Source organism: Noviherbaspirillum album (assembly GCF_035916955.1).
Lineage (GTDB): Bacteria > Pseudomonadota > Gammaproteobacteria > Burkholderiales > Burkholderiaceae_D > Noviherbaspirillum > Noviherbaspirillum album.
Genome location: NZ_JAWIIV010000079.1, coordinates 1 through 8,599 on the forward strand (window position 1 = coordinate 1; position 8,599 = coordinate 8,599).

Genomic DNA, 8,599 nt, shown 5'->3' on the forward strand with positions numbered 1-8,599 from the left:
GCACTGTTTCGTCCCTGTCGCTGCTCGCTTTGTTTGCTGCGTTTCGCGACGGGAGCCGAACTATAGCAAAGCATTCGCCGGCGTGCAAATTTTTTTTCAGGCTGCCTTTTTTACATCTTCCACCGCGGCTAAGGCATAAGAATATTTCTTCGACGGTGACGACTTGTCTTGAAGGATGAAACTCGCGATGCACGTGTCTACTGCTCTTTCCGCCTCGCTACGGGTTTCGAATTCGTCTTGCGGCGTGCAAACATTTCCAGCATCGGGTTCAAGGCGAATCTGGCGCTCAATCTGCAATCGTTGCTGGCACATGCCCCGCAGTTCGAAACTTTCTTGCTGAATCTGGCGTTTAACGCCCGCGATGCGATGCCCGACGGCGGCGCCATCTCAATCCGCCACCAGCAACCCTGAATTGTTCCTTTGGGGTAGCGTGCGTTATGACATGTCGTTACGTGGAGGTGAAGATAAACGATGCGGGTTCTGGAATGACGCAAGAAGCCTTGGGCGGGATGACCTTGCATCGCGCTTCCCAGACCCTGTGAACGTCGAAGTCCAACGAAATATTCGCTTACGCTTGCCGAACTGCCCACTCCGGCATTGTAATGCGGCGATTACCGAAGACAATCCGTTCGACTTACAGCAACATGGCCTTTTCGAGCATCAGGCGAAATGCCCAGAACATTATTGCAAGGCTTAAACTCGCTGAAGCTGCAACACATCCAAGGCCCATCATTTTGTCTTCAACAGTGCGGAGACTGGAACCGTGCATTCTTTGGTGTGAGTAACGCATCATGGAAATAGCAGTTAAGGTTTGAAGAATCACAAAGCTCGTACGTCTTTCGTGGTTCGATAACAACACCCTCGTCAAGTTCCCGGCAAGATTATTGAAAATTTATGGGCGTTTCTTCAAAGGCCTGCCCGTTTTATTACGGCCTCGGCAATTCGCCTGGCGAAATAAGTTATATCGATCGGCTTCAACAGATATCGAACCTTAAGATGCATCAGAATGTACCCAAGACCATCTATGCGTTCAGGTGCAACTTGGTTGCCTAAAATAAAGATTGGCACATCGCCATTGTGTCCGTCGCGTATGGAAGCAATCAGTGTCTCCAGCGCGCTCGAAGGCGGTAACCAGTCGGTCAGGTAATCAAGCACATAGGCGTCGTAGCTTGTATGGCGGCGTGCCTGCATCAATACGTCAATGTCATAGTAGGCGCTGGCGTCAAATCCAATGCTTTGCAAACGCTCGCAGAGCGTATCGGCCAGATATTCGTCGCTGTCGAGTACCGCAACCAAGAACGGTTTCGGTTGCCAGGGTCTCGGATCCGGTTTTGCTTCCATAGCACGCTGCGGAATTTCGGTGGATGTGAAGATGAATTCTAACCGTGACAGGCTTACCGTTTGCTCCTCTCCGCGAACCATGAGATTTTGTTGGGTCAACATGAGGAAACTTGGGTTCGACGGGCGGCCCAAAAGCAGTACTAATCACCTTTTGTGTTCGAGCAACTCCATCATGCGCATCGCGTCACGCGGAGCATGTCCATGAATATCATTATTGAAAAAGACATAAGCCGTATCTATCTGGTGGCATGTTGATGCCTGGTTTGCTCCAGCCAGTCTCCATATCGAATCGATATCGGCACGCAGCGCCTTGTCGTCGTAACCGCTTGCATACAGTGCGCCCGGACCGTGCCGGCGTAGATAAATAAATTGACTGGTTGGAAGAAGCGGCGTGTGGAATTCGGGCCAGTCCGAGGCAACGAGAGTGGCTTGATAGTATTCGAGCAGTGCCAGCGTGTCGACATTGCACCACGCTGCATGCCGGACTTCCAACGCAACTTGCAAGCCGCGACGCGAGAATAGCTGGAGGACTTGCTCAAGCCGTGTGAGGTCGGGCGCCATGCTTTCCGGCAGCTGCAGCAGGGCAGGACCGCGATTCGCCTGGGGAATGCGCAGCACGCCATCGATGAAATAGTTCAGCAGATCCCTACCCTGCCTGACATTGCCTTCGCTTTCCAGCTTCAGCCTGCGTCGATGCGTGACCGATTGCGGCGCCTTCAGCACCATTCTTACGCCCGCCGGCAGATTACGCGCCCACGTCTCGACGGTATCCGGCGGGGGAATGCGGTAAAAGCTTGAATTGATTTCAATGGCCGTCATGCGGCTCAGTGCGTAGCGCAACCTGTCCTTTATGCCGCGCGGATAAAATACGCCGTTGTTCCAATGCTTGTATTGAAAACCGCTGGTGCCGATGTAGATTTGCATTCCCGCCCGTCAATAAGTTGCGCGAAACGGTTGCACCGATTCAGGTGCGCCATCTCGCATCATGCCTGTGTTGGCATGCACAGCCATCATAGAGAAGGAAGCGACAGCAGGCATCGCGGCTGCGCAAACCCGGGGGCAATAGCGAATCATGCCTCAGTCAACAAGCCCCCGGCACGCTCCACTAGGCGGTAGACATATGTCCAACTTCATAGCATCGTTCTTCGGGTGCGAGCGCCATGCGCGGCAACTCTTCCCATAGCCTGAAACGCACCAATGTCCAGGTGACTGGTTCGAATCCGCTCACGGCAGCAAGTGCCTCTTCGCGCTCGATCATCGCAGCCGCTTGCTCCCGTTCGGCCATGCGCAAGTCATCCAGCTTCGCATAGGGCTGGATCGGGATGTTCGCGTGCGTGGCGAAGCGAGCTCGTGACAGATTTTCCGAAATCCTCGCATGCCATACCGACCAAGTCTTCACCGATGGCCAGCCGAATGCCTGTGTCACTCCCCCAAAACCGGGGCCGCAGAGGAAGGCATTCATTGCCTCGGCGGATTGCCAAAGATAGAAAGGCGCATAGGCATTTTCTGCTATCCGCCCTGGTATGGTCGACCGGGTTTTGCGACTCGAAAGGTAGGACTTGAACACCAGTCCGGGCAAACCATCAGTCATGTGGCCTTTTTCCGAGATGCGTCGATCGACGATAGACATGTCGTAGTCAGCGGGCAGGGTAAATTCATATTGCATGGCGATCATTTTGTTTTCTCTTCTGGCAGGGTTTGATTTTGGACTTGCTCCATTTGCGTTGCGAGCAAGGTGGCAGCACCGTTGCCGAACGACCAGTCTTCCGCTTCGGTCGTGCTGATCACAACCATCACGTCTTGCGGCCGGATGCCGGGCGAAAGCGCAAGCAGTTCGGCCAGCCTGCGGTAAAACGCCTGCTTGGCTCCGGGACTGCGCCGGCGTCCCGCCGTGATGGTAATCAGAATGAAATCGCTGGACCGGGGGCCGCACAGATAGTGAGGATCAAAGACCAACTCTTCGGACGCGTGCTGATGAATGACTTGAAAACGGTCTTCTGCCGGCACTTCGAAAGTCTCGACGAGTGCTTGGTGCAAGCTATCGGACAGCGCTTTCAGAAATGACGGTGAGTGTCCGTGACGCAGGGAAATACGGCAGAAGGGCATGTTTCGGGACTCCTGTTACGGAACATGGCGATCGAGACTTTTCATCATGGATGCCGCGCTCGCAGCGGCCGGCCAGCCGGCATAGAAGGCAAGATGCGTGATGATTTCCGCCAATTCCTCCATCGATACGCCGTGTTCGATTGCCGTTTGCAGATGAAAGGGAAGCTGTTCGTGACGATAGAGGGCGATCAGCGCTGCGACGGTGATCAGGCTGCGGTCTCGCCTGGACAAGCCATCGCTTTCCCATATGTTGCCGAAGAGAACGGCATCGGTAAGTTGGGCGAGTTTCGGCGCGACCCCGCCAAATCCCGCCTGGCCCAGTCCTGCAAATTTGCTCATTAAGGCTCTCCTTGAAAAATCCGGGGCACCGCAAGTAATGCTTGATGCTTGACGGCTAGCGTAAAGCCAGACGATAGTTAGGAAAATCAAATAGTTTTGAATGCACCATCCAGAAATCCAGGACGATTCCATGCGGAAAATCAATTTCGATATCGACGCACTGCGCAGCTTCAGCCTAGGCATGGAGCTCGGCAGCTTTGCAAAGGCCGCGGACAGGCTTGGACGTTCCACCTCCGCCGTGAGCGCGCAGATGAAGAAACTGGAAGAGCAGGCGGGGCAGCGGATCCTTACCAAGGCAGGCCGCGGCATGGTGCTGACCGACGCCGGTGAGGTTCTGCTGAGTTACGCCAGGCGCATTCTGGATTTGAATGACGAAGCGACAATGGCCTTGCGCGGGCTGGCACTGGAAGGTTGGATCCGCCTCGGACTGCAGGAGGATTTTGGGGAACATCTGCTGCCCGAAATTCTCGGGCGCTTCGCCCGCAGCCATCCGGGCGTGCGCATCGAGGCCAGGATCTCAAGGAACGCAGAATTGCTTGGGCAGGTGCAGTCATCCCAGCTCGATCTGGCACTTGCATGGCATTCCGGCGGCGGAACCGCGCATATGGAAACGATGGGCATGCACCCGTTGCACTGGATAGGCCGGTCCGGCCAGGTGCCGCGCGACTGGAGCCGGCGCACGCGGGGCGATGCCGAACCGGTGCCGCTGGTTGCGTTGGAGGCGCCGTGCCTGATGCGAAGCTTGGCCACCGAAGCACTGGACCGGGCCGGCATCCCCTGGCGACTGGTCTTCACCAGCCCGAGCCTGGGAGGCGTCTGGGCCGCGGTGACAGCCGGTCTCGGCGTGACGGTACGCACTTCGCTCGGCTTGCCTTCCGGATTGCGGATTTCGAGGCCGGAAGAATGCGGCTTGCCGCGCCTGCCATCTCTTGGACTCGCCATATACAGAAACCAGGCGGAGCCCGCTGCAGCATGCCGGCGGTTGCAGGACATCATCCGGCAAGGCATCGATGACATGACGTCGCCTGCCGCGCAGCGAATGTCGGTGCCCGGCCGCGTCATGATGACCTGGGAGCACTGAGCATGGAGTTCACCGCAGAGCAAGCCGGGATCATCAACAGCCGCTCCGCCAACGTTGTCGTGAATGCCTTCGCCGGCACTGGCAAGACCACGACCCTGCGCGGCTACGCAATGGCGCGTCCGCGGGCGCGCATTCTTTATCTTGCCTTCAACAAGGCAATGGCCCAGGAAGCGGCCGGGTCGTTCCCGGAAAACGTCGACTGCCGCACCATTCATTCGCTGGCCTACACCGCGGTCGGGTATCGCTACCGCCACAAGCTGGGGACGCTGCGGCCGAATGATCTTCTCCGTCATTACAGCGATGTTTCCCTTCTGGTGGCCGATGTGCTGGCAAAGACGCTTGAAAATTTCATGTACTCCGCCGATGCGATGATTACCGAAGCGCATGTTCCGGACGCGTTGCCGATGTCGGACCGGCTGCGAATCACCGGCGCCGCGCAACAGGTATGGCGCGACATTATCGACGACGGCAGTTCCTTGCCGCTGCCGCACGATGCCTACCTGAAGCTGTACCAGCTTTCCTTGCCGGTATTGTCGAAGCGGTACGACATCATCCTGCTCGACGAGGCGCAGGACACCAACCTGGTGACCGCCGACATCGTGTTCCGCCAGCGCTGCGGCAAGGTGCTGGTGGGCGATCGGCATCAGGCGATCTACGGTTTTCGCGGCAATGTCAATGTAATGGACATGTTGCCCGACGCGGAAGTGCATTACCTGACGCGGTCCATGCGCTTCGGCAGCCTGGTGGCCAATGCCGCCACGACACTGCTGCGCTACATGAAAGCGGAAACGCATGCGATCATCGGCGGCGGTGCCATGGCTGCGCAACCGGACCGCCTCGACCATGCCCGGCCGTTCGCAATCATCAGCCGCACGAATGCGGGCGTGTTCAACCAGGCTGTCAACCTGCTTGGCCAGCGTCGTGTGCATTTCGTTGGCGGCCTGCACAGTTCACTGTTCGGCAAGCTGCGCGACATCTACGGATTGTGGTCGGACCAGGGCGCACTGGTGCAGGATGCGTTCTACCGGGAATTCGGAAATTTTGACGCCCTGGCCACTTACGGCCGCGAGACTTCCGACAAGGAAATCCTGTCCCTGGTTTCGATTGTCAATCAATATCGCACCGCATTGCCGGGGCTGATGGATCAAGTCGGCGGTCAGGCCTGCGCAACTGCGGCCGAGGCGCAAGTCCTGCTACTGACCGCGCATCGTTCAAAGGGATTGCAGTTCGACCAGGTGCTGCTTGATGACGATTTTCAGGACTTGGTCGACAAGAGGGGGCGGCGCACCGCTGCCCATGCAAGCAATGCAACCGAATTCGAACAGGAAATCAACCTGCTGTATGTGGCGATGACGCGCGCGAGAAGCGCCATTCAGTTCAATCGCCAGTATCTGGCGTTCATCGAGGCCGTCGACAAGGGAAGCCTGCATCCGGCCGGATGACTTCGATGGGGCATATCGCCGTTACAGCTTTTGCTCGGGTTCGCGCCGCAATGTCTTCATATGCAGTATCCAGGCGCTGACGGCCAAGCCGATCACGGCCAGCAAGCCTTTGATCATGAGCGGGCGCACGATGTAGATGGAATAAGCCATGGAGGTCCAGAGCACGACCAACGTGACGACCTTGCCCTTGAACGGAATGCCTTTCTTTTCCTGAATGTTCGCCAGGTATTCGCCGAACAATGGGTTACTCAGCATCCATCGGTGAAGGCGCGGCGAACTCTTCATGAAACAGGCGGAAGCCAGCAGCAGGAAAGGTGTGGTTGGCAGGAGGGGCAGAAAGATTCCCAGAACGCCGAGTGCCACGGCAATGAGGCCGACCAGGTTCAACAGTATTTTCACGTCGTGATCCGTTTGTCTCCGCGAGCAATCATCGGCATGGTGGGTATGGCTGGCATAGTTGTCAGATATCCAATTTACCATGTCAGATGCCGTTCTACCATCGCTGGTACACTAGAGGCTGCCGAGCTAATTTGGCAACGATAACTTGTGCAGGCAGGCGCCTGACTTACCTGCCGTGCGATAACACTCCGTACGCACCCATGACCCGCCAGTTCCCGCAGGCCTGGCGGTCGCGCGTTGCGGCTTGATCATCCGTCCTGCGTTGGGCAAAGCGAGCACACTATGACTTATCCGAATACACAACTGTTCATCAACGGCCAGTGGCAGGATGCTGCCGACGGCCGCACGCTGGCAATTCACAACCCTGCTACCGGCCAGGAAATCGGCAAAGTTGCCCATGCCGGCCGCGCCGATCTCGACCGCGCCCTCGAGGCCGCCCAGAAAGGTTTCGAAACCTGGCGCGACATGCTGCCCGCCGAGCGCAGCAAGATCATGCGCCGCGCCGCCGGCTTCATGCGCGAACGCGCCGAAAACATCGGTCGCGTGCTGACCCAGGAACAGGGTAAGCCGCTGGTCGAAGCCAAGGGCGAAGCCTTGGCCGCCGCCGATATCATCGAATGGTTCGCTGAAGAAGGTTTCCGCGTCTACGGCCGTATCGTGCCTTCCCGCACTAGCATCGCCGTGCGCCAGATGGTATTGAAAGATCCGGTCGGCCCGGTCGCCGCCTTCACCCCGTGGAATTTCCCGATCAACCAGGTGGTCCGCAAGGTAGGCGCCGCGCTGGCCGCCGGCTGCTCGATGCTGGTCAAGGCGCCCGAAGAAACACCGGCCGGCCCTGCAGCGCTGATCCAGGCTTTTGCCGACGCCGGCCTGCCGCCCGGCGTGCTCGGCCTGGTATATGGCAATCCGGCGGAAATTTCCAGTTACCTGATCGCTCATCCGGTCATCCGCAAGATCACTTTCACCGGCTCCACGCCGGTGGGCAAGCAGCTGGCCGCGATGGCCGGCCAGCACATGAAGCGGGTGACGATGGAACTGGGTGGTCATGCGCCGGTGATCGTAGCCGAGGATGCCGACATTGCGCTGGCAGTCAAGTCGGCCGGTGCGGCCAAGTTCCGCAATGCCGGCCAGGTATGCATCTCGCCGACCCGTTTCCTGGTGCATGAAAGCATCCGCGGCGAATTTGAGCAGGCGCTGGTCAAGCATGCGCAGGCACTGAAAATCGGCGACGGCCTGGCCGAAGGCACGCAGATGGGCCCGCTGGCCAATCCGCGCCGCCTGACCGCGATGGCGGAATTCACCAAGGACGCCATCGAACGCGGCGCGAAGGTGCTGGCCGGCGGCGAACGCATCGGCGATGCCGGCAACTTCTGGCAGCCGACGATCCTGTCCGATGTGCCGGTGGATGCGAAGGTGTTCAATGACGAGCCGTTCGGTCCGATGGCGGCGATCCGCAGCTTCAATACGCTGGAAGAAGCGATTGCCGAATCGAACCGCCTGCCGTACGGCCTGGCAGGCTATGCTTTCACGCGCTCGCTGAAGAACGCGGACCTGCTTGCGCGCCGGGTGGAAGTCGGCATGCTGTGGGTCAATATGCCGGCACTGCCGTCGGCGGAAATGCCGTTCGGCGGAGTCAAGGATTCCGGCTACGGTTCCGAAGGTGGACCGGAGGCGGTGGAGGCTTACCTGAACGTGCGCTCCGTCGCCGTGATGAACGCTTAAACCTGTCGACCGCAGCCGGATTGCACCATATTGCGGTCACGCAGTCCGGTACGCACCGCCATGCAAAAGCCCCCTGCCATTCGAATGGCAGGGGGCTAATGAGATGGTCACCCTCCACCCTACGAGCGGTTACGCTAGTAGGGTGTTTTTCTTTCACCGGAGCGGAGGC

Annotated in this window: 10 protein-coding genes; 4 read left to right on the top strand and 6 right to left on the bottom strand. The window is 58.3% G+C overall.

What is annotated here, in order from left to right; translation table 11 throughout:
• Positions 1-168: 168 nt before the first annotated feature.
• Positions 169-411, top strand: a complete 243-nt coding sequence (locus RY831_RS32295) for an ATP-binding protein (RefSeq protein WP_326510397.1) — start codon at positions 169-171, stop codon at positions 409-411.
• Positions 412-906: 495 nt separating this feature from the next.
• Here the strand turns inward: RY831_RS32295 and RY831_RS32300 are convergent, their stop codons facing one another.
• From RY831_RS32300 to RY831_RS32320, 5 genes are all read right to left on the bottom strand, one after another.
• Positions 907-1,443: a DNA-binding transcriptional response regulator gene (locus RY831_RS32300; RefSeq protein ID WP_326510398.1), complete on the bottom strand. Its 537-nt coding sequence runs from the start codon at positions 1,441-1,443 to the stop codon at positions 907-909.
• 42 nt (positions 1,444-1,485) lie between these two features.
• Positions 1,486-2,265 (bottom strand): DUF72 domain-containing protein, encoded by a 780-nt coding sequence (locus RY831_RS32305; RefSeq protein ID WP_326510399.1) that lies wholly within the window; start codon positions 2,263-2,265, stop codon positions 1,486-1,488.
• A gap of 181 nt (positions 2,266-2,446) precedes the next feature.
• Positions 2,447-3,016 (bottom strand): DUF4865 family protein, encoded by a 570-nt coding sequence (locus RY831_RS32310; protein ID WP_326510400.1) that lies wholly within the window; start codon positions 3,014-3,016, stop codon positions 2,447-2,449.
• Complete coding sequence (locus RY831_RS32315) at positions 3,013-3,447, bottom strand: tautomerase family protein (protein WP_326510401.1); 435 nt, start codon at positions 3,445-3,447, stop codon at positions 3,013-3,015. Before RY831_RS32315 ends, RY831_RS32310 begins: the two co-directional genes overlap by 4 nt.
• Before the next feature lie 15 nt (positions 3,448-3,462).
• Positions 3,463-3,786 carry a carboxymuconolactone decarboxylase family protein gene (locus RY831_RS32320; protein ID WP_326510402.1) on the bottom strand — a complete coding sequence of 108 codons (324 nt, stop codon included), beginning with the start codon at positions 3,784-3,786 and terminating at the stop codon, positions 3,463-3,465.
• 130 nt (positions 3,787-3,916) lie between these two features.
• Here RY831_RS32320 and RY831_RS32325 point away from each other — a divergent pair, with 130 nt between their 5' ends.
• Positions 3,917-4,867 carry a LysR substrate-binding domain-containing protein gene (locus tag RY831_RS32325; RefSeq protein WP_326510403.1) on the top strand — a complete coding sequence of 317 codons (951 nt, stop codon included), beginning with the start codon at positions 3,917-3,919 and terminating at the stop codon, positions 4,865-4,867.
• A 2-nt stretch (positions 4,868-4,869) separates the two neighbouring features.
• The gene (locus RY831_RS32330; RefSeq protein WP_326510404.1) at positions 4,870-6,309 is read left to right on the top strand and encodes a UvrD-helicase domain-containing protein; all 1,440 of its coding nucleotides are present in this window, start codon (positions 4,870-4,872) and stop codon (positions 6,307-6,309) included.
• A 21-nt stretch (positions 6,310-6,330) separates the two neighbouring features.
• Here RY831_RS32330 and RY831_RS32335 read toward each other — a convergent pair whose 3' ends face one another.
• Positions 6,331-6,708: a YbaN family protein gene (locus RY831_RS32335; RefSeq protein ID WP_326510405.1), complete on the bottom strand. Its 378-nt coding sequence runs from the start codon at positions 6,706-6,708 to the stop codon at positions 6,331-6,333.
• 282 nt (positions 6,709-6,990) lie between these two features.
• Here RY831_RS32335 and RY831_RS32340 point away from each other — a divergent pair, with 282 nt between their 5' ends.
• Positions 6,991-8,430 carry an NAD-dependent succinate-semialdehyde dehydrogenase gene (locus RY831_RS32340; RefSeq protein WP_326510406.1) on the top strand — a complete coding sequence of 480 codons (1,440 nt, stop codon included), beginning with the start codon at positions 6,991-6,993 and terminating at the stop codon, positions 8,428-8,430.
• Positions 8,431-8,599: the final 169 nt, after the last annotated feature.

Excerpts from the sequence above, each read along its gene's own strand:
- RY831_RS32325 (WP_326510403.1), top strand. The coding sequence starts at position 3,917 with ATGCGGAAAATCAATTTCGATATCGACGCACTGCGCAGCTTCAGCCTA.
- RY831_RS32330 (WP_326510404.1), top strand. The coding sequence starts at position 4,870 with ATGGAGTTCACCGCAGAGCAAGCCGGGATCATCAACAGCCGCTCCGCC.
- RY831_RS32340 (WP_326510406.1), top strand. The coding sequence starts at position 6,991 with ATGACTTATCCGAATACACAACTGTTCATCAACGGCCAGTGGCAGGAT.
- RY831_RS32315 (WP_326510401.1), bottom strand. The coding sequence starts at position 3,447 with ATGCCCTTCTGCCGTATTTCCCTGCGTCACGGACACTCACCGTCATTT.
- RY831_RS32300 (WP_326510398.1), bottom strand. The coding sequence starts at position 1,443 with ATGTTGACCCAACAAAATCTCATGGTTCGCGGAGAGGAGCAAACGGTA.
- RY831_RS32305 (WP_326510399.1), bottom strand. The coding sequence starts at position 2,265 with ATGCAAATCTACATCGGCACCAGCGGTTTTCAATACAAGCATTGGAAC.
- RY831_RS32320 (WP_326510402.1), bottom strand. The coding sequence starts at position 3,786 with ATGAGCAAATTTGCAGGACTGGGCCAGGCGGGATTTGGCGGGGTCGCG.
- RY831_RS32310 (WP_326510400.1), bottom strand. The coding sequence starts at position 3,016 with ATGATCGCCATGCAATATGAATTTACCCTGCCCGCTGACTACGACATG.